The organism is Streptomyces sp. BF23-19 (genome assembly GCF_041106355.1).
GTDB classification, from domain to species: Bacteria; Actinomycetota; Actinomycetes; order Streptomycetales; family Streptomycetaceae; genus Streptomyces; species Streptomyces virginiae_A.
On record NZ_JBGBPT010000066.1, the window covers coordinates 34,677 to 53,839 of the forward strand.

A 19,163-nucleotide genomic window follows, 5' to 3' on the forward strand; every position below is an offset into this window, starting at 1 on the left:
GGGCCCCGCTCACAGGGTCCGCAGCGCGTGGTCGAGGACGCGGACGCCGAAGTGCAGGGCGTCGACGGGCACCCGCTCGTCGACGCCGTGGAAGAGCGCCCAGTAGTCGAAGCCGGGCGGCAGCCTCAGCGGGGAGAAGCCGTAGCCGGTGATGCCGAGGCGGGAGAACTGCTTGGCGTCGGTGCCGCCCGCCATGCAGAAGGGGATGACGTGGCCGTCCGGGTCGAACCGCTCGACCGACTCGCGCAGGATCCCGTACGTCCGCCCGTCCACGGGGGCCTGCAGGGCGACCTCCCGGTGGTGGAACTCCCACCGCACGTCGGGGCCGGTGAGGGCGTCGAGGGTGGCGATGAACTCGGCCTCACCGCCGGGCACGGTCCGCCCGTCGACGTAGCCGGTGGCGTGCTCGGGGATCACGTTGAGCTTGTAACCGGCGCTGAGCATCGTCGGGTTGGCGCTGTTGCGCACGGTGGCGCGGACCAGGGCGCCGGCCGGGCCGAGTGCGTCGAGGAGCGCGTCTACGTCGAGGCCCGGCCGGTGCGGGTCCACCGACAGGCCTTGCAGGGCGGCGAGTTCGGTGATGCAGGCGGTCACGGTGTCCGTGAGGCGGACCGGCCATTCGTACTCACCGATCCGCGCGACGGCGGCGGCGAGCCGGCTGACGGCGTTGGCCCGGTTGGGCTTCGAGCCGTGACCGGCGGTGCCGTGCGCGGTCAGCTTCAGCCAGGCGGTGCCCCGTTCCCCGGCCGCGATCGGGTAGAGGGCCCGGGCGCCGGGCCCGCCGTGCACGGTGAAGGCCCCGGACTCGCCGATGCCCTCGGTGCAACCTTCGAAGAGGTGCGGGTGGTGGTCGGCGAGGAAGCCGGCGCCGTCGACCGCGCTGTCCTCCTCGTCGGCGGTGTAGGCGATCACGATGTCCCGGCGCGGTTTCACTCCCGCGCGCGCCCAGGCCCGTACGACCGCCAGGACCATCGCGTCCATGTTCTTCATGTCGACGGCGCCCCGCCCCCAGACCACCCCGTCGCGTACCTCGCCGGAGAAGGGGTCCACGCTCCAGTCGGCGGCCTCGGCCGGGACCACGTCGAGGTGGCCGTGGACGAGGAGGGCCTCGGCGGAGGGGTCGGTGCCCTTGATCCGGGCGACCACGTTGGTACGGCCGGGCGTGCGCTCCAGCAGGAGCGGCTCCAGGCCGGCGGCGGCGAGGCGCTCGGCGACGTACTCGGCGGCGGGGCGCTCGCGGCAGTCGCCGCCGCCCCGGTTGGTGGTGTCGATCCTGATGAGGCCGGAGGTGAACTCGACGGCCTCGTCGAGAGCCACCGCGTCCACCACGTCCGCGGTGTTCGCGGTGTCGACGACGCCGGCAACGCGGGCGGCGGGGGCCGGGACCTCGGCGTTGATTGCGCACATGTCAGCCATACTGCTCCTCCACGGCCGCCGAGACGACCGTCGTGACCGCTTTGAAGGCCCGGATCCCCTCGTACATGGTTTCGCTGGAGTACGCGACCTTGCGCTCGCCGGACCGCTCCACGCCGGGGACCACCGTGGCGGACATCGCCAGGTGCGCGGCGTCGAACTCCAGCTCCACGGTGAAGGGGCCGCCGCGGACCGGCTCGTGCCGGACGGCCAGGGCGGTGGCCTCCTTGGCGGCGGCCCGGATGTCGGCGGCGGTACGGGCCGGGGTGCGGCACACGGCGGCGTAGCGCGAGACGTGGTCCTTGACGGCGACGGTCACTGCCGCGGGGGCGTACCCGGCGGCGTCCACGCAGGTGAGGTCGTCGCCGGTGACCAGGATGACGGGGACTCCGTACTCGGCGACGACGTGCGCGTTGAGCAGCCCCTCGCTCGCGCGCGTCCCGTCGACCCACACTCCGGTGATGGAGTTGGCGAGGTAGGTGTGGGCGAGGACCCCCTCGGAGCCGGCCCCGGTGTGGTAGCCGACGAAGGCGATGCCGTCGACGTCGCCGTGCTGGACTCCCTCGACCATGGAGAGGGTCTTGTGCCGGCCGGTGATCATTTCGGCGCGGGCGTCGAGCTTCTCCAGGAGCAGGTTGCGCATGGTCCAGTGCGCCTCGTTGATGAGGACCTGGTCGGCTCCGCCGTCGTAGAAGCCGAGGACGGCGGCGTTGACGTCGGAAGTGAACATCGCGCGGCAGCGTTCCCACTGCGGGGTTCCGGGCAGCACGTCCGCGGGCCAGGTGACGCCGGTGGCGCCTTCCATGTCGGCGGAGATGAGGATCTTCATCGGGCCCCCGGGCGGTCGGTTGCGCTCAGGGTGCCACCCTAGCCGCCGAGGCCCCCGGTGGCCGTGGGGCTCACACCCCGGCGCGGCGCGCGGTGGGTGACCCTCGGCACGCGGCCCGCCGGTGCGCGGTACAGCGGCGGCGACCCGCCGGCCCGTAGCCCTGTCGGCCCGTGGCCCCGCCGGCGCGCCCACGGCCTGCGGACCGTCGGCGCGCCGGGTTCACCCGATCCGGTGAGGCCGCGATTCCGACCTCACCGTCAACGCCGTTGCTCAGCGCTCCACTTCGGTGGCCAGGTTCTCCAGCACGGAGTCGTAGATCCGGCCGAGACCCTTGGGCGCGAAGGTGCGCTCGAAGAAGCCGCCGATGCCGCCGGCGCCGTTCCAGACGGTGGTCACCACGGCCTTGGACTTGCCCTCGCCGGCCGGGGTGACCCGCCAGGTGGTGACCATGGAGGAGTTGCGGTCCTTCTCCACCAGCTCGCCGTCGGTGGGCTCGGTGACCTCCAGCAGGCAGTCGCGCACGCGCTTGCTGGTGGCCTGCAGCTTCCAGTGCACCAGGGTGCCCTCGCCGTCGCCGCCCTCGCGCACCTCGTACTCGCTGAAGTGCTCGGGCAGCAGCTTCCCGCGGGTCCCGGTGTAGTCCGCCAGCGCGTCGAACACGGTCTCCGCGTCAGCCGCGATGATCCGCTCCGTGGTGGCCTCGACCTGCGCCATAGCTGTTCCTCCAGCAGTTGTGTCCGCTCGTCACGCCGAAGCCAACCACCTCCGGGGCGGTGGCCCAAATCCGGGTCAGACGTGGCAGCGGAGCTTGACCAGGAGCGTGTCCCCGGGCAGCTCCTCCAGGTACCCGGTCCGGGTCGTCCCCCGGAGCCAGGGCAGGGGCGGGCGGTGGACGCAGGCGTCCGGGCCGTCGCAGTCGCCGTGGACGGCGGGCTCGTCCTCCCCGTACCACCAGCCGTCGAGGGTGAGCACGTGCCGGTGCCAAGGGGTCCCGGCACTCACGGCGGCGGCGAACTCTTCCCGGCCGGTCCGGCCGACGGTCTCGGCAGCCCCCCCGTTCAGGAGGCCGCCGAGGTGGTACCCGCGGTGGGCCTCCAGCAGGGCGGCCACGCCCTCCCGGTAGGCGACGACCAGCGGCTGGGCGTCGAAGGCCGCCCCCGCCGCCTGGTCGGCCTGATGCCCGGCCCGGTACTCCTCCGGGGTCGGCCAGGGCGACTCCCACACCACACGGCGCGGCGCGGCCGGCGGGTGGCTCCGGGACAGCTCCCGCCACAGGTCCCATGCGGCCCGGGCGGTGTCCCGTGCCTCGGCCCGGATCTCGGCGAAGGCCATCGCCTCACGGGGCCCGCCGGCGCACCAGCCGGGCACACCCTCATCGCTGCGGTCGCGCACGATCCGCGGGTCGTCCTCGTACCCCGGCAACAGCTGGAGTCCGTCGCGGTGGGTGCCGTTGCCGCAGATGCCCCACGCGTCCCAGATGTCCCAGTCCTCGCCCCGCGTGAAGTCGATCTCGAAGGGGGCCATCGCCTCGGCGAGAGCCTCGTCGAGCCTGGTCCGGGCCTCGCCGGGGAGGCACACCACGATCCGCATTCCAGCCATGGCCGGAACATCGCACACCCGCCTCGATGCGATCAAAGGAATTTCGACCCGCACGATCATGGGAACGTTTGTTCTATTCTCGGCGCCAGAGCTACCGAGGGAGGCGCCTCATGCGCTGGGAGAACCTGACCGAGGGGTCCGCGGGGCCGGCCGCGCTGTTCGGAGCCGGGGCCGTCGTGACCCGCACCATCGACACCCCCGAGTTCCGGGGGATCACCTTCCACGAGGTACGCGCCCGGTCGATCGTCAACCGGGTGCCCGGCGCCTCGCGCATGCCGTTCGAATGGACCGTGAACCCGTACAGAGGTTGCAGCCACGCCTGCGTGTACTGCTTCGCCCGCAAGACGCACAGCTACCTCGACCTCGACACCGGCATCGGCTTCGACTCGCAGATCGTCGTCAAGACCAACGCCCCCGAACTGCTGCGGCGCGAGCTCACCTCGCCCCGCTGGACCGGCGCGCACATCGCCATGGGCACCAACGTCGACTGCTACCAGCGCGCCGAGGGCCGCTACCGGCTGATGCCCGGGATCATCGAGGCCCTGCGCGACCGCGCCAACCCCTTCTCGATCCTCACGAAGGGCACGCTCATCCTGCGCGACCTCCCCCTCCTGCGGGAGGCCGCCGAGGTCACCGAGGTCGGCATCTCCGTCTCGGTCGGCTTCACCGACACCGGGCTCTGGCGGACCGTCGAGCCGGGCACCCCCTCCCCCGCCGCCCGGCTCGGCGCCGTACGGACCCTCACCGACGCCGGGATCGAGTGCGGGGTGCTGATGGCGCCGGTGATCCCCTTCCTCGGGGACTCCCCGGAGCAGCTGCGGGCGACCGTACGCGCCGTGGCCGAGGCCGGCGCGACCTCCGTGACACCCCTGGTACTCCATCTGCGGCCGGGGGCGCGCGAGTGGTTCATGGCCTGGCTGGGTGCCCACCACCCCCACCTGGTCCCCCGGTACGAGCGGATGTACGCGGGCGGGTCGTACGCGCCCACCTGGTACCAGCGCCGGATCACCCGCCAAGTCCACGAACTGGCGGCCGAATTCGGCATCGGCCCGGCCCGACGGGGCGAGGCCCGCAGGATCGTCGCACCGGAGCGTCCCGACGACTCCGCGCCCGCCGGGGCCACGCAGCTCAGCCTCCTGTGACCGTCGACGCCGCCTGAACGGTCATCACATCGGGCCAATCAGCGGCCCAATCCCGCCTTCCAGGCGCGGTTTCCGGGACGATTCCGCCCAGAACCCTCGGCTGGGAGGCCCCATGCTCCACCCCTTGAAGAAGCGCGCCGCTGTCCTGCTGTCGATCTCCACCGTCGCCGCCACCGTCGCCGCCGCTCTCGCGAGCCCGGTCACGGCCGCGCCCGCCGCACCGGCCGATCCGGCCGCCCAGGCGCCGTCGCGGGCCGCGCTGCGCTGGACCGGCTGCAAGACCCCGCGCTACCCGACGCTGCAGTGCGCGTCCCTCAAGGTGCCCCTCGACCACGCACGGCCCGACGGCCGGCAGATCACCCTCGCCCTGACCCGGGTCCCGCACACCGGCCCCACCTCCCAGGGCCCGCTGCTGGTCAACCCCGGCGGTCCGGGCGGCAGCGGCCTCAGCCTCGCCGGTTACATCGCCTCCGCCCTCCCCAAGGAGGTGTCCGCCCAGTACGACGTGATCGGCTTCGACCCCCGGGGCGTCGGCAAGAGCGAGCCCACCCTGGACTGCGCGGCCGGCCACTTCAAGCCCGCCCGGCCGGACTCCGTCCCCGTGGACGAGGCCACCGAGCGGGCCAACCTGGACCGGGTGCGCTCCTTCGCCGAGTCCTGCGGGACCAAGCACGCGGACGTGCTCCCGTACATCGACACCGTCTCGGCCGCCCGGGACATCGAGGCACTGCGCGGCGCTCTGGGCGCGGAGCGGATCAGCTACTTCGGCTACTCCTACGGGACCTACCTGGGCGCGGTGTACGCCAAGCTCCACCCGGGCCGCGTGCACCGGCTCGTCCTGGACTCCGTGGTCGACCCGAGCGGGGTCTGGTACGAGGACAACCTCTCCCAGGACCTCGCCTTCGACGCCCGCCACAAGGCCTTCCTGGCCTGGGTGGCCCGGTACGACGCCACCTACCACCTGGGCACCGACCCGGCGGCGGTCGAGCGGGCCTGGTACGCGATGCGGGACGCGCTGCGGGAGAGTCCGGCGGGCGGCAAGGTAGGTCCCGCGGAGCTGGAGGACACCTTCATGCCGGGCGGGTACTACAACGGCTACTGGCCGAACCTGGCCGAGGCCTTCGCCGCGTACACGGTGGCCAAGGACCCGAAGCCGCTGGTGGCCGCCTACGAGCGGTTCGGCGCGGTGGAGCCGTCGGCGGGCAACGGCTACAGCGTCTACACGGCGGTCCAGTGCCGTGACTCGGCCTGGCCGAAGGACTGGAACCAGTGGCGGGCGGACATGTGGCGCACCCACGCCAAGGCTCCGTTCATGACCTGGAACAACGCCTGGTACAACGCCCCGTGCGCGTTCTGGCCGACGGAGCCGTTGGACGCCCCGGACGTGACCAACGCGGATCTCCCGCCGGCCCTCCTGCTCCAGGCGACGGAGGACGCGGCGACCCCCTTCGAGGGGGCGCTCAGCATGCGGGAGAAGCTGTCGGGTTCGGCCCTGGTGGTGGAGGAGGGCGGCGGCAACCACGGCATCGCCCTGAGCGGCAACAAGTGCTTGGACGAGAAGGTGTCGGCCTATCTGACGACGGGCAAGGCCACGGACGCCACCTGCCCCGCCCAGGCGGCGCCGAAGCCGACCACGGCGACCCGCGCCGTGCCCGCGTCCGCCGGCGGCGCGGCCCTGCACGGCCTGCTCGGCTTCCGGGGCTGACGCCCCACGGGTCGGGGCAGGAGGGCAAGCGGGCAAGCGGGCAAGATCGTGTTCATGACCACGACTCCGTCGCACAGCAGCCCTCTCACCCGTATCGCCGCGCCGGAAGGAGTTGCCCCGAGCCCCCACTACAGCCACGTCGTCCTCGGCACGGGGCGCTTCGTCGCCGTGTCCGGACAGTGCGCGCTCGACGAGCGGGGCGAGGTCGTGGGCGAGGGGGATCCGGCCGCCCAGGCCCGGCAGGTGTTCGAGAACCTGCGCCGGTGCCTGGCGGCGGCCGGGGCGACCTTCGACGACGTCGTGAAGCTCACCTACTTCGTCACGGACGTCGCCCACCTCCCGGCGGTACGGGAGGCCCGTGACGCGGTGATCCCGACCGACCGCCTCCCGGCCTCCTCGGCGGTCGAGGTCTCGGCGCTGTTCCGGCCCGAACTCCTGGTCGAGATCGAGGCCTTCGCGGTCATCGCCGGATAGCGGGCCGCGATCACCGGCCCAGGTCGCGCAGCGCGGCCGTCGCCGCCACCGCCAGCCGGGGGTGCGACTGGGCGCGGACGAGGAGTTCACGGGCGCGGGGGTCGGCGAGGGCGCCGAGCCCCTCGACGCAGGCCAGGGCCACCCGCCAGTACGGCTCGTGCGGGGACAGCAGCCGTCCCAGGGTGGCCAGCAGGGCCGGTACGGACTCGGGCGCGCGCAGGGCGGTGAGCAGCCGCACGGGCTGCAGGGCGTAGGCCGTGCGCAGGTTGTTGGTGGCGAGGGCCGCCGCCGCTCGGGCGGTGCGCGGGTCGTCGAGGACGGCCAGCGCCTCGGCGGCGGCCGCGCAGCGGGCCGGCTCCCGGTGGTTGAGGAGCAGGACGAGGGCTTCGAAGGCCCGGCGGTCTCCCGCGAGGCCCAGCCGGTACGCGGCCAGTTCGCGGGCCCACAGGGGCAGCCCGGCCGAGGTCAGGGAGGCCGCGAGGCCGTCGGGGGCGGCCGTGAGCAGCACCTCGTACTCGGGTGAGGGTCCCGCCTCCGCCCGCAGGCGCTCCAGCACGTCGTTCACCCGGCCACCCTAGGGGGACACAGCGGTCGCCGTGCCGGGTTTCGGGACATCGGAGACAGCCGGTTGATCGATGATCGATGATCGGTACATTTGGGCGGTACAGGTCACATCTCCGCGCTCTGGCGGACCAGTTACCGGCGAGTTACTGTCGTTTCAACACGTACGAGGGCGGCCTGGTGACGCAGCCGCCTCGTGCCGGTCGGTTCGTATTTCACGGTGTGACCCCGGGACAGGGTTCCGCCGTTCTCGCCCCAGGGACTCATCTCCCCGCGGGCTCCCCTCCTCGGGCCCACTCACCCCGGGTCCTTCCACCGCACGGCTCTTCCGTACGGCATCCGCGCGCGCCGTGCGCCGCGCGCCCCTCAGTCGTCACCCTCTTCCACTGGAGTCCCTCGATGGACCGTCAGTCCAGTCAGCCCACCCTCCAGACCATCGCCGTCGTCGGCCTCGGCACGATGGGCACCGGCATCGCCGAGGTCCTCGCCCGGGCCGGTCGCGAGGTCATCGGCATCGACATCAGCGAGGCCGCCGCCCAGCGGGCCGCGACCGCCCTCGCCGCGGCCACCGCGCGCTCCGTCGCCCGGGAGCGGCTCACCGAGCAGGAGCGGGCCGACGTGCTCGCCCGCTTCCGCACCTTCACCGACCTGGGCGCCGCCGCCGAGGCCGATCTGGTCATCGAGGTCGTGCCCGAGTCGTACGAGATCAAGCAGCAGGTGTTCCGCGAGCTCGACGCGATCGTGCGGCCCGACACCATCCTCGCCACCGGCACCAACGCCCTGTCGGTGACGCGCATGGCCGCCGAGTCGCTGCGTCCGGAGCGCGTGCTGGGCCTGCACTTCTTCAACCCGGTCCCGGCGATGAAGCTGGTCGAGATCGTCTCCTGCGTCCTGACCGCCCCGCCGGCCGTCGAGGCGGTCACCGAGCTGGCCCGCGAGCTCGGCAAGGAGCCCGTCCCGGTCGGTGACCGGCCCGGCTTCGTCGCCGACGGCCTGCTCTTCGGCTACCTCAACCAGGCCGCGGCCATGTTCGAGGCGCGGTACGCCTCCCGCGAGGACATCGACGCGGCCATGCGGCTCGGCTGCGGGCTGCCCATGGGCCCGCTCGCGCTGCTCGACCTGATCGGCGTGGACACCGCCCGTACCGTCCTGGAGGCCATGTACACCTCCTCCGGCGACCGGCTGCACGCCCCGGCCCCGATCCTGGGCCAGCTCGCCGAGGCCGGCCTGACCGGGCAGAAGTCCGGCCGCGGCTTCTACACGTACGAGGCGCCGGGCAGCTCGGTGATCGTCCGCGACCTGCAGACCCCGCTGGACGGGTCTCTGGTGGGCGGCGGGCGTCCCGTCAGTTCGGTCGGCGTGGCCGGCTCGGGGACCATGGCGAGCGGGATCGCCCAGGTCTTCGCCCAGGCCGGTTACAGCGTGGTGCTCGCCGCCCGCAGCCAGGAGAAGGCCGAGGCCGCCAAGGCCGCGATCGGGAAGTCCTTGGGCCGTGCGGTGTCCAAGGGCCGCCTGACCGAGGAGGGCGCGGCCCAGACCCTGGAGCGGATCACTCCGGCGGGGTCGCTGGACGCGTTCGCCGAGGTGGATCTGGCCGTCGAGGCCGTCGCCGAGGACCTGGCGGTCAAGCAGGAGCTGTTCGCGGCCCTGGACAAGGTCTGCAAGCCGGGTGCGGTGCTGGCCACCACCACCTCCTCGCTGCCGGTGATCGCGGTCGCCCGGGTGACCTCGCGTCCGCAGGACGTGATCGGCATGCACTTCTTCAACCCGGCCCCGGCCATGAAGCTGGTCGAGGTGGTCCGGACCGTCCTGACGGCCGACGACGTGCACGCCACGGTCCGCGAGATCTGTCTCAAGGTGCGCAAGCACCCGGTGGACTGCGGCGACCGGGCCGGCTTCATCGTGAACGCGCTGCTGTTCCCGTACCTCAACAACGCGATCAAGATGGTCGAGCAGCACTACGCCGACATCGACCAGATCGACGCGGCGATGAAGCTCGGCGGCGGCTACCCGATGGGCCCGTTCGAGCTCCTCGACGTGGTCGGCCTGGATGTCTCGCTGGCCATCGAGAAGGTCCTGCACAAGGAGTTCCGCGACCCGGGGCTGGCCCCGTCCCCGCTGCTGGAGCACCTGGTGGCGGCGGGCTGCCTGGGCCGGAAGACCGGCCGCGGATTCCGTGAGTACGCCGCCCGCCGGTAATCCGTCGGGCCACGAGCCGGATGCGTGGGGAGGGCTGCTCGGGCCCGCCGGACCCTCACGGCGGGCCAACCCTCACGAGCCCAGTGCGGGCTCTCCCCCGCATCCACCCCTCTCCCACCCCCCGCAGGCGCGCTCCCCTGCACGAATGAAGTACTTTCGCTCTATGTCCCAGCCCGCCAAGACCTCGCCCCGCACCGCCACGGCCTCCGACAGCCCGGAGAGCCCGGCCGGCACCAAGGCGGCCGCTCAGCGGCTCAAGATGCGCCGCGAGCTCGCCGCCGCGGCCATGGAGCTCTTCGCGACCAAGGGGTACGAGGCGACGACGGTCGACGAGATCGCCGCGACCGCCGGGGTGGCGCGGCGGACCTTCTTCCGGCACTTCCGGTCCAAGGAAGAGGCGATCTTCCCGGACCACGACGACACCCTGACCCGCGCCGAGGCCGTCCTGGACGTGGCCCCGGCGCACGAGCACCCGCTCGACACGGTGTGCCGCGGGATCAAGGAAGTCATGAAGATGTACGCCGCCTCGCCGGCGGTGTCGGTGGAGCGCTACCGGCTGACCCGCGAGGTGCCGGCGCTGCGGGAGCGGGAGATCGCCTCGGTGGCCCGGTACGAGCGGCTGTTCACCCGCTATCTGCTCGCCCACTTCGACGAGCACGACCACCACGACGGCAACGACGACCCGCTGCTGGCCGAGGTGGCCGCCTCGGCGGTGGTCACGGCCCACAACCACGTGCTGCGGCGCTGGCTGCGTGCGGGGGGCCAGGGGGACGTGGAGGCGCAGCTGGACCACGCCTTCTCGATCGTCCGGAAGACCTTCGGTTCGGGCATCGGCGCGGGCCGTACCCCGGGCTCGGCACCGGCCGCGCCGGCGGCCGTCCGTACGCAGGGCGAGGTACTGGTGGCGGTGGCCCGCACGGATGCCCCGCTGGACGAGGTCATGCGAACCATCGAAGAGGCGCTGCGCGCCAAGTAGTCACGCCCGTCCAGTCGCGCTCGTCACAGTGGCCGCTCCCGTTCCGGGGGCGGCCGCTTTCGTTTGTCCGGCTTGCCCCTACTCGCGGGTAACTCTGATCGATCATCGCTCATCGGTGCAGGTCAATCGGCAAATGAGAGAAAGTTTTGGCACGCGGTGCCTTGCCGGGTGACACGGGGTGCCATACGTTGAAGTCGTCCGGATGTCCCCGCGACCCACGCCCACACGGCGTGGAACGCGCCCCGGATTGCCTGCGTCACCAGGCACCGCACGCCTCACCACGGGCGTAGCCCAGCAGCACCGCACCAGCCGGACCGACGGCACACCACACCTGCACCACGCACCCCCGTTCCCCTCAGCGCACCCTCATCAGCGCTAGCCGGAGGCTCTACCGTGAAGGACATCCTGGACGCGATTCAGTCGCAGTCCGCCACCGCCGCAGACTTCGCGGCCCTGCCGCTGCCCGACTCGTACCGCGCGATCACCGTGCACAAGGACGAGGCGGAGATGTTCGCGGGGCTGACGACACGCGAGAAGGACCCGCGCAAGTCCCTTCACCTGGACAACGTCCCGGTGCCGGAGCTGGGCCCGGGCGAGGCCCTGGTCGCCGTCATGGCCTCCTCGGTCAACTACAACTCCGTGTGGACCTCGATCTTCGAGCCGGTGTCCACCTTCAGCTTCCTGGAGCGCTACGGGCGTCTGTCGGAGCTGACCAAGCGCCACGACCTGCCGTACCACATCATCGGCTCCGACCTCGCGGGCGTCGTGCTGCGCACCGGCCCCGGCGTCAACGCCTGGAAGCCCGGCGACGAGGTCGTCGCCCACTGCCTCTCGGTCGAGCTGGAGTCCTCGGACGGCCACAACGACACGATGCTCGACCCCGAGCAGCGCATCTGGGGCTTCGAGACCAACTTCGGCGGCCTGGCCGAGATCGCCCTGGTCAAGTCCAACCAGCTGATGCCCAAGCCCGACCACCTGAGCTGGGAGGAGGCCGCCTCCCCCGGTCTGGTCAACTCCACCGCCTACCGCCAGCTGGTCTCCCGCAACGGCGCCGGCATGAAGCAGGGCGACAACGTCCTGATCTGGGGTGCCAGCGGCGGCCTCGGCTCGTACGCGACCCAGTTCGCGCTCGCCGGCGGCGCCAACCCGATCTGCGTGGTCTCCAGCCCCGAGAAGGCCGAGATCTGCCGGGCCATGGGCGCCGAGGCGGTCATCGACCGCAACGCCGAGGGCTACAAGTTCTGGAAGGACGAGCACACCCAGGACCCGAAGGAGTGGAAGCGCTTCGGCAAGCGCATCCGCGAGCTGACCGGCGGCGAGGACGTGGACATCGTCTTCGAGCACCCGGGCCGCGAGACCTTCGGCGCGAGCGTCTACGTCACCCGCAAGGGCGGCACGATCGTCACCTGCGCCTCGACCTCCGGCTACAACCACGAGTACGACAACCGCTACCTGTGGATGTCCCTCAAGAGGATCGTCGGCTCGCACTTCGCGAACTACCGCGAGGCGTGGGAGGCGAACCGCCTGGTCGCCAAGGGCAAGATCCACCCGACCCTGTCGAAGGTCTACTCCCTGGAGGACACCGGACAGGCCGCCTACGACGTCCACCGCAACCTCCACCAGGGCAAGGTCGGCGTCCTCGCGCTGGCCCCCGAGGAGGGCCTGGGCGTGCGCGACCACGAGCTGCGTGCGACGCACCTCGACGCGATCAACCGCTTCCGTAACGTCTGAGACCGTTCAAAGGCCTAAGGGACAGCCTGAGATGACAGAGCGCCAGAAGGACCGTCCGTGGCTCATGCGGACGTACGCCGGCCACTCCACGGCCGAGGCGTCCAACGAGCTGTACCGCCGCAACCTCGCCAAGGGCCAGACGGGTCTGTCGGTCGCCTTCGACCTGCCGACCCAGACCGGATACGACCCCGACCACATCCTCGCCCGCGGCGAGGTGGGCCGGGTCGGGGTCCCGGTCTCCCATCTGGGCGACATGCGGCGGCTGTTCCAGGACATACCGCTGGAACAGATGAACACCTCGATGACGATCAACGCCACGGCCATGTGGCTGCTGGCGCTCTACCAGGTGGCCGCCGAGGAGCAGGGCGCGGACATCGCCCAGCTCCAGGGCACCACCCAGAACGACATCGTCAAGGAGTACCTCTCGCGCGGGACGCACGTCTTCCCGCCGGGGCCGTCCCTGCGGCTGACGACGGACATGATCGCGTACACGGTCAACCACATTCCCAAGTGGAACCCGATCAACATCTGCTCGTACCACCTCCAGGAGGCCGGGGCCACCCCGGTCCAGGAGATCTCGTACGCGATGTCCACGGCGATCGCGGTCCTCGACTCGGTGCGCGACTCGGGCCAGGTGCCCGAGGAGCGCTTCGGCGAGGTCGTCGCCCGGATCTCCTTCTTCGTGAACGCGGGCGTCCGCTTCATCGAGGAGATGTGCAAGATGCGCGCCTTCAGCCGCATCTGGGACAAGGTCACCCACGAGCGCTACGGCATCGAGAACGCGAAGCAGCGTCGCTTCCGTTACGGCGTCCAGGTCAACTCCCTGGGGCTGACCGAGGCCCAGCCGGAGAACAACGTCCAGCGCATCGTGCTGGAGATGCTCGCGGTCACCCTCTCCAAGGACGCCCGCGCCCGCGCCGTGCAGCTGCCCGCCTGGAACGAGGCGCTGGGTCTGCCCCGGCCCTGGGACCAGCAGTGGTCGCTGCGCATCCAGCAGGTCCTCGCACTCGAGAGCGACCTGCTGGAGTACGAGGACATCTTCGCCGGATCCCACGTCATCGAGGCCAAAGTCGACTCCCTGGTCGCCGACTGCCTGGCCGAGATCGACCGGATCCAGGAGATGGGCGGCGCCATGGCGGCCGTCGAGTCCGGGTACCTGAAGTCCCAGCTGGTCTCCTCGCACGCCGAACGGCGGGCGCGGATCGAGGCCGGCGAGGACAAGATCGTCGGTGTCAACTGCTTCCAGCAGACCGAGGAGAACCCGCTCACGGCCGACCTGGACGGCGCCATCATGACGGTCGACAGCGCCGTGGAGGCGCTGACCGTGGAGCGCATCGGCCGCTGGCGCGCCGAGCGCCAGGAGTCCTCGGACCGCCAGGGGAACGGCGACCCGTTCGTCTTCCCCACCACCCAGCAGGCGCTGGAGCGCCTCAAGGAGGCCGCGGCGGGCACCGAGAACCTGATGGAGGCCACGCTGGAGTGCGCCCGCGCGGGTGTCACCACCGGCGAATGGTCGAGCGCGCTGCGCGAGGTGTTCGGCGAGTTCCGCGCCCCGACCGGGGTCTCCTCGGCCCCGGTCGCGGTCACCGCCGAGCCCGGTACGCCGATGCACGAGGTCCGCGAGAAGGTGTCCCGCACCGCCGACGAGCTCGGCTCGGGCCGGCTGCGCCTGCTGGTCGGCAAGCCCGGCCTGGACGGGCACTCCAACGGCGCCGAGCAGATCGCCGTCCGGGCCCGCGACGCCGGCTTCGAGGTGGTCTACCAGGGCATCAGGCTGACGCCGGAGGAGATCTCCTCCGCGGCGCTGGCCGAGGACGTGCACTGCGTGGGACTGTCCATCCTGTCCGGCTCGCACAGCGCTCTGGTCCCGGACGTCCTGGAGCGACTGCGACTGGCGGGGGCGGGTGACATCCCCGTCATCGTCGGAGGCATCATTCCGAACGCCGATGCCGTGACGCTCAAGGCCGCGGGTGTCGCCGCGGTCTTCACGCCGAAGGACTTCGGCATCACGGAGATCATCGGCCGTATCGTCGACGAGATCCGCAAGGCCAACAAGCTCGCCCCCCTCGACATGAACAACGAATTCGTTGCAAGCACGGAGGTCCCCGCATGACCACGCCCGTCCACCCGGTGAACCGCCTTCGCCCGCGTCGCTCCTGCCTCGCGGTACCCGGCTCGAACCCGCGGTTCCTGGAGAAGGCCCAGGGCCTGCCGGCCGACCAGGTCTTCCTGGACCTGGAGGACGCCTGCGCGCCGCTCGCCAAGGAAGGCGCCCGCCACACGATCGTGGACGCGCTGAACAACGGCGACTGGACCGGCAAGACCCGCGTCGTGCGCGTCAACGACTGGACCACGCACTGGACCTACCGTGACGTCGTCACCGTGGTCGAGGGCGCCGGCCAGAACCTCGACTGCATCATGCTGCCGAAGGTCCAGGACGCCCAGCAGGTCGTGGCGCTGGACCTGCTGCTGACCCAGATCGAGAAGACCATGGGCTTCGAGGTCGGCAAGATCGGCATCGAGGCGCAGATCGAGAACGCCAAGGGCCTGGTGAACGTCGACGAGATCGCCGCCGCCTCGCCGCGCCTGGAGACCATCATCTTCGGCCCGGCCGACTTCATGGCCTCGATCAACATGAAGTCCCTGGTCGTGGGCATGCAGCCGCCCGGCTACCCGGCGGACGCCTACCACTACATCCTGATGCGGATCCTGATGGCGGCCCGCATGCACAATCTGCAGGCGATCGACGGTCCCTTCCTCCAGATCCGCGACGTGGACGCCTACCGCGAGGTGGCCGGCCGGGCCGCCGCGCTGGGCTTCGACGGCAAGTGGGTGCTGCACCCGGGTCAGGTCGACGCGGCCAACGAGGTCTTCTCCCCCTCGCAGGAGGACTACGACCACGCCGAGCTGATCCTCGACGCGTACGACTGGTGCACCTCGGAGGCCGGCGGCAAGAAGGGCTCCGCGATGCTCGGCGACGAGATGATCGACGAGGCCAGCCGCAAGATGGCCCTGGTCATCGCCGGCAAGGGCCGGGCCGCCGGCATGGAGCGCACCACCAAGTTCGAGATCCCGGAGGCCTGATCCCGATGCAGTTCGGACGCACGTACGAAGAGTTCGAGGTCGGGGCGGTCTACAAGCACTGGCCCGGAAAGACGGTCACCGAGTACGACGACCATCTCTTCTGTCTGCTGACCATGAATCACCACCCGCTCCACATGGACAGCAATTACGCCGAGAACACGACCGACTTCGGCAAGAACGTGGTCGTGGGCAATTACATCTACTCGCTGCTGCTCGGCATGTCCGTGCCGGACGTCTCCGGGAAGGCCATCGCCAACCTGGAGATCGAGTCCCTGCGGCACGTGGCGCCGACCTTCCACGGCGACACGATCTACGGCGAGACCACGGTCCTCGACAAGACCCCGTCGAAGTCGAAGAACGACCGCGGCATCGTCTACGTCGAGACCAAGGGCTACAAGCAGGACGGCACCCTCGTCTGCGTCTTCCGGCGCAAGGTGATGGTCCCGACCGAGACGTACATCAAGGAGCGCGGCGGCGAGCAGCCCGGCCGCCCCACGCTGAAGGAACAGGGGAAGTAGCCATGGCCCGACTCGCCCAGACCGCCGGGCTGACCGACGTCCAGCGGGAGATCCTCAAGACCGTCCGGGAGTTCGTCGACAAGGAGATCATCCCGGTCGCGACCGAGCTCGAACACCGCGACGAGTACCCGCAGCAGATCGTCGACGGCCTCAAGGAACTCGGCCTCTTCGGCCTGATGATCCCGGAGGAGTACGGCGGCCTGGGTGAGTCGCTCCTCACCTACGCCCTGTGCGTCGAGGAGATCGCCCGTGGCTGGATGTCCGTCTCGGGCATCATCAACACCCACTTCATCGTGGCGTACATGCTCAAGCAGCACGGCACGCAGGAGCAGAAGGACTACTTCCTTCCCCGCATGGCCCTGGGCGAGGTGCGCGGCGCGTTCTCGATGTCCGAGCCGGCGCTGGGCTCCGATGTGTCGGCCATCTCGTCCAAGGCGGTGAAGGACGGCGACGAGTACGTCCTGAACGGCCAGAAGATGTGGCTGACGAACGGCGGCAGCTCCACCCTGGTCGCCGTTCTCGTCCGGAGTGACGAAGGACACCCCGAGGGCACGGCGCCCCACAAGTCGATGACGACCTTCCTCGTCGAGAAGGAGCCCGGCTTCGGTGAGGTCCGTCCCGGCCTGACCATCCCCGGCAAGATCGACAAGATGGGCTACAAGGGCGTCGACACGACCGAGCTCATCATGGACGGACTGCGCATTCCGGCCAATCGGGTACTCGGCGGGCAGACGGGCCGAGGGTTTTACCAAATGATGGACGGGGTCGAGGTCGGCCGCGTCAACGTGGCGGCGCGTGGCTGCGGCGTCGCTCAGCGTGCTTTCGAACTGGGTGTCTCCTATGCCCAGCAACGTCATACTTTCGGCAAGGCGATCGCCGAGCACCAGGCGATTCAGTTCAAGCTGGCCGAGATGGCTACCAAGGTCGAAGCCGCTCATGCGATGATGGTGAATGCAGCACGCAAAAAGGACTCCGGGGAACGAAACGACCTCGAAGCAGGGATGGCGAAGTACCTCGCCTCCGAGTACTGCAAGGAGGTCGTCGAGGACGCCTTCCGTATCCACGGTGGATACGGGTTCTCGAAGGAGTACGAGATCGAGCGTCTCTACCGGGAGGCCCCGATGCTGCTGATCGGCGAAGGTACCGCCGAGATCCAGAAAATGATCATCGGGCGACGCCTGCTCGAGGAGTACCGGCTTCAGGGCTGAAAGTCCCTTTTGCAGCGAATCATCCATGGGTTCGTTGCGAAAGGATCACTGGCAGTGACTGGCTGACGGTCATCGACTCGGCTTCTGGCTTGCCCAGTTGTTGCGCGCAACCGATAGCATTCCAGTAAAGCCGCCGTCCCGTCCCCCTGTTTGCGGCGCGGCAATCACCCGCTACGAAGGTCATCCATGCCCCACAGCCAAACCTCTGCACCTCGCGACAGCCTCCTTGGCGTACGCCTCGCGCGCGGAGCATCGCCGTGGCTTCTGCCGACCGTCGCCACCGCGGCGCTCAGCCTCACCCGGGCCCGCAAGTCCGGACGCTGGGCCGCGGCGGCCGTGCCCGCCACCGCGCTCGCCGCGGGCATGCTGTGGTTCTTCCGCGACCCCGAGCGTGAGATCGCTCAGGGCCGTGTCATCTCGCCCGCCGACGGTGTGGTGCAGAGCATCATGCCGTGGAAGGACGGACGGACCCGGGTCGCGATCTTCATGAGCCCGCTGAACGTCCACGTCAACCGTGCGCCCCTCGCGGGCACGGTGACGTCCGTGGAGCACATCCCCGGCGGATTCGTCCCGGCGTTCAACAAGGAGAGCGAGAACAACGAGCGCGTTGTCTGGCACTTCGACACCGAACTCGGTGACATCGAGATGGTGCAGATCGCCGGCGCCGTCGCCCGTCGCATCGTCCCGTACCTGCCGGCCGGAACCAAGGTGGAGCAGGGCGAACGCATCGGTCTGATCCGCTTCGGCTCCCGCGTCGACATCTACCTCCCCGAGGGCGTCGAGGTCGCGGTCGAGGTCGGTCAGGCCACCACCGCGGGGGTGACACGAATTGACCGTGACTGACCCTGAGACTCCGGCCGCAGGCTGGGTTCCCGAACCTGCCGAGGAGGAGTCCGCAGAGGACGACATGCCGCTCTCGCTGCGGCTGTCGATAGCGGACACCCTCACTCTCGGTAACGCGACGTGCGGATTCATGGCGGTGTACTTCACCACCACCGGAATCCTCATCCCGCACCTCACCGGCAGTGGCGAATCGGGCATGGCCCGTAACAGCGCCGCGACGGCAGTGATACTGATGCTGCTCGCCGCGGTCTTCGACCTCTTCGACGGCATCGTGGCCCGCAAGCTGCGCAGCTCGCCGATGGGTGCCGAGCTGGACAACCTGTCCGACCTGATCAGCTTCGGGCTGGCGCCGGCCTACTTCGTGCTCGTCTACGGCATGGTCGCCGTCGACGCGCACCAGAAGATGTCGGCCCTGGCCGCGATCGTGGTGCTGCTCGCCGTGGTGCTCAGACTCGCGAGATTCAGCTGCGTGACGATGAAGGACGGCATGTTCCAAGGCATGCCGAGCCCCTTCGGCGCGCTCACGGTCGTCTCGATCGTGCTGCTGGAGCTGCCGTTCGTCCCGACGCTGCTGGCGATCATCGGGGTGGCCTGGCTGATGGTGAGCCGGGTCGAGTACCCCAAGCCGCGGGGCGTTCTCGCGGTGGCGATGCTGTGCTGGATCATCAGCGCGATGGGGCTGCTGGCGGCCTGGGCGTTCGACGCCCCGGGCGGTCAGCTGCTGCTGCAGACCGGCTGCGCCCTGCAGATCGCGATGGCGGCGACCATTCCGCTCTTCGCGACGACCCGGAAGGCCAACACCTTCCGGCACAATCGCCGCGAGGCCCGCGCGACGACGCTGCGCTAGCTGTACCGAGAAGGCCCCGGATGCCGATGGCATC

At 70.5% G+C, this 19,163-nt stretch carries 17 protein-coding genes; 12 read left to right on the plus strand and 5 right to left on the minus strand.

Annotation, left to right across the window (positions count from 1 at the left end; all coding sequences use genetic code 11):
• Positions 1-9: 9 nt before the first annotated feature.
• From AB8A24_RS30585 to AB8A24_RS30600, 4 genes are all read right to left on the minus strand, one after another.
• Positions 10-1,407 (minus strand): M20/M25/M40 family metallo-hydrolase, encoded by a 1,398-nt coding sequence (locus AB8A24_RS30585; protein ID WP_369478121.1) that lies wholly within the window; start codon positions 1,405-1,407, stop codon positions 10-12.
• A 1-nt stretch (position 1,408) separates the two neighbouring features.
• On the minus strand, positions 1,409-2,242 hold the full coding sequence (locus AB8A24_RS30590; RefSeq protein WP_266377462.1) for a M55 family metallopeptidase: 834 nt from the start codon (positions 2,240-2,242) through the stop codon (positions 1,409-1,411).
• A 270-nt stretch (positions 2,243-2,512) separates the two neighbouring features.
• Positions 2,513-2,956 carry an SRPBCC family protein gene (locus tag AB8A24_RS30595; RefSeq protein ID WP_266377465.1) on the minus strand — a complete coding sequence of 148 codons (444 nt, stop codon included), beginning with the start codon at positions 2,954-2,956 and terminating at the stop codon, positions 2,513-2,515.
• Positions 2,957-3,031: 75 nt separating this feature from the next.
• Positions 3,032-3,841, minus strand: a complete 810-nt coding sequence (locus tag AB8A24_RS30600) for a hypothetical protein (protein WP_369478122.1) — start codon at positions 3,839-3,841, stop codon at positions 3,032-3,034.
• Positions 3,842-3,951: 110 nt separating this feature from the next.
• Between AB8A24_RS30600 and AB8A24_RS30605 the strand changes: the two genes are divergently transcribed.
• The 3 genes from AB8A24_RS30605 to AB8A24_RS30615 all read left to right on the plus strand — a co-directional run bounded on the left by AB8A24_RS30605 (position 3,952) and on the right by AB8A24_RS30615 (position 7,162).
• Positions 3,952-4,983 carry an Rv2578c family radical SAM protein gene (locus AB8A24_RS30605; protein ID WP_369478123.1) on the plus strand — a complete coding sequence of 344 codons (1,032 nt, stop codon included), beginning with the start codon at positions 3,952-3,954 and terminating at the stop codon, positions 4,981-4,983.
• A gap of 112 nt (positions 4,984-5,095) precedes the next feature.
• The gene (locus tag AB8A24_RS30610) at positions 5,096-6,688 is read left to right on the plus strand and encodes an alpha/beta hydrolase (RefSeq protein ID WP_369478124.1); all 1,593 of its coding nucleotides are present in this window, start codon (positions 5,096-5,098) and stop codon (positions 6,686-6,688) included.
• Between the two features lie 54 nt (positions 6,689-6,742).
• Positions 6,743-7,162 carry a RidA family protein gene (locus AB8A24_RS30615; protein WP_369478125.1) on the plus strand — a complete coding sequence of 140 codons (420 nt, stop codon included), beginning with the start codon at positions 6,743-6,745 and terminating at the stop codon, positions 7,160-7,162.
• A gap of 10 nt (positions 7,163-7,172) precedes the next feature.
• On the opposite strand, the gene AB8A24_RS30620 is transcribed toward AB8A24_RS30615, so the two are convergent.
• On the minus strand, positions 7,173-7,727 hold the full coding sequence (locus AB8A24_RS30620) for an adenylosuccinate lyase (RefSeq protein WP_369478126.1): 555 nt from the start codon (positions 7,725-7,727) through the stop codon (positions 7,173-7,175).
• A gap of 395 nt (positions 7,728-8,122) precedes the next feature.
• On the opposite strand from AB8A24_RS30620, the gene AB8A24_RS30625 reads away from it, so the two are divergent.
• The 9 genes from AB8A24_RS30625 (at position 8,123) to pssA (ending at position 19,129) form a co-directional block, all read left to right on the plus strand.
• A complete protein-coding gene (locus AB8A24_RS30625) occupies positions 8,123-9,922 on the plus strand; it encodes a 3-hydroxyacyl-CoA dehydrogenase family protein (RefSeq protein ID WP_328960932.1) in 1,800 nt (599 codons plus the stop codon).
• A gap of 163 nt (positions 9,923-10,085) precedes the next feature.
• The gene (locus tag AB8A24_RS30630; RefSeq protein ID WP_328960933.1) at positions 10,086-10,898 is read left to right on the plus strand and encodes a TetR family transcriptional regulator; all 813 of its coding nucleotides are present in this window, start codon (positions 10,086-10,088) and stop codon (positions 10,896-10,898) included.
• 393 nt (positions 10,899-11,291) lie between these two features.
• Positions 11,292-12,629 carry a crotonyl-CoA carboxylase/reductase gene (ccrA, locus tag AB8A24_RS30635; RefSeq protein ID WP_030385288.1) on the plus strand — a complete coding sequence of 446 codons (1,338 nt, stop codon included), beginning with the start codon at positions 11,292-11,294 and terminating at the stop codon, positions 12,627-12,629.
• 31 nt (positions 12,630-12,660) lie between these two features.
• Positions 12,661-14,742 (plus strand): protein meaA, encoded by a 2,082-nt coding sequence (locus AB8A24_RS30640; protein ID WP_266377491.1) that lies wholly within the window; start codon positions 12,661-12,663, stop codon positions 14,740-14,742.
• Positions 14,739-15,713: a CoA ester lyase gene (locus tag AB8A24_RS30645; RefSeq protein WP_030010164.1), complete on the plus strand. Its 975-nt coding sequence runs from the start codon at positions 14,739-14,741 to the stop codon at positions 15,711-15,713. The genes AB8A24_RS30640 and AB8A24_RS30645 overlap by 4 nt, the downstream gene beginning before the upstream one ends.
• Before the next feature lie 5 nt (positions 15,714-15,718).
• Positions 15,719-16,231, plus strand: coding sequence for a MaoC family dehydratase (locus AB8A24_RS30650; RefSeq protein ID WP_030010163.1), 513 nt, complete (start codon positions 15,719-15,721; stop codon positions 16,229-16,231).
• Positions 16,232-16,233: 2 nt separating this feature from the next.
• Positions 16,234-17,439, plus strand: a complete 1,206-nt coding sequence (locus tag AB8A24_RS30655) for an acyl-CoA dehydrogenase family protein (protein WP_327412601.1) — start codon at positions 16,234-16,236, stop codon at positions 17,437-17,439.
• A gap of 186 nt (positions 17,440-17,625) precedes the next feature.
• Positions 17,626-18,282, plus strand: coding sequence for a phosphatidylserine decarboxylase (locus AB8A24_RS30660; protein ID WP_030010161.1), 657 nt, complete (start codon positions 17,626-17,628; stop codon positions 18,280-18,282).
• Positions 18,269-19,129, plus strand: coding sequence for a CDP-diacylglycerol--serine O-phosphatidyltransferase (gene pssA / locus AB8A24_RS30665; protein WP_189740836.1), 861 nt, complete (start codon positions 18,269-18,271; stop codon positions 19,127-19,129). The genes AB8A24_RS30660 and pssA overlap by 14 nt, the downstream gene beginning before the upstream one ends.
• Positions 19,130-19,163 lie beyond the last annotated feature (34 nt).

Bases quoted from the DNA above. Each gene is read 5' to 3' on its own strand.
- AB8A24_RS30625 (WP_328960932.1), top strand. From the start codon at position 8,123: ATGGACCGTCAGTCCAGTCAGCCCACCCTCCAGACCATCGCCGTCGTC.
- AB8A24_RS30590 (WP_266377462.1), bottom strand. From the start codon at position 2,242: ATGAAGATCCTCATCTCCGCCGACATGGAAGGCGCCACCGGCGTCACC.
- AB8A24_RS30650 (WP_030010163.1), top strand. From the start codon at position 15,719: ATGCAGTTCGGACGCACGTACGAAGAGTTCGAGGTCGGGGCGGTCTAC.
- AB8A24_RS30655 (WP_327412601.1), top strand. From the start codon at position 16,234: ATGGCCCGACTCGCCCAGACCGCCGGGCTGACCGACGTCCAGCGGGAG.
- AB8A24_RS30645 (WP_030010164.1), top strand. From the start codon at position 14,739: ATGACCACGCCCGTCCACCCGGTGAACCGCCTTCGCCCGCGTCGCTCC.
- AB8A24_RS30585 (WP_369478121.1), bottom strand. From the start codon at position 1,407: ATGTGCGCAATCAACGCCGAGGTCCCGGCCCCCGCCGCCCGCGTTGCC.
- AB8A24_RS30615 (WP_369478125.1), top strand. From the start codon at position 6,743: ATGACCACGACTCCGTCGCACAGCAGCCCTCTCACCCGTATCGCCGCG.
- AB8A24_RS30610 (WP_369478124.1), top strand. From the start codon at position 5,096: ATGCTCCACCCCTTGAAGAAGCGCGCCGCTGTCCTGCTGTCGATCTCC.
- AB8A24_RS30640 (WP_266377491.1), top strand. From the start codon at position 12,661: ATGACAGAGCGCCAGAAGGACCGTCCGTGGCTCATGCGGACGTACGCC.
- AB8A24_RS30660 (WP_030010161.1), top strand. From the start codon at position 17,626: ATGCCCCACAGCCAAACCTCTGCACCTCGCGACAGCCTCCTTGGCGTA.
- AB8A24_RS30630 (WP_328960933.1), top strand. From the start codon at position 10,086: ATGTCCCAGCCCGCCAAGACCTCGCCCCGCACCGCCACGGCCTCCGAC.
- AB8A24_RS30605 (WP_369478123.1), top strand. From the start codon at position 3,952: ATGCGCTGGGAGAACCTGACCGAGGGGTCCGCGGGGCCGGCCGCGCTG.
- AB8A24_RS30595 (WP_266377465.1), bottom strand. From the start codon at position 2,956: ATGGCGCAGGTCGAGGCCACCACGGAGCGGATCATCGCGGCTGACGCG.
- AB8A24_RS30600 (WP_369478122.1), bottom strand. From the start codon at position 3,841: ATGGCTGGAATGCGGATCGTGGTGTGCCTCCCCGGCGAGGCCCGGACC.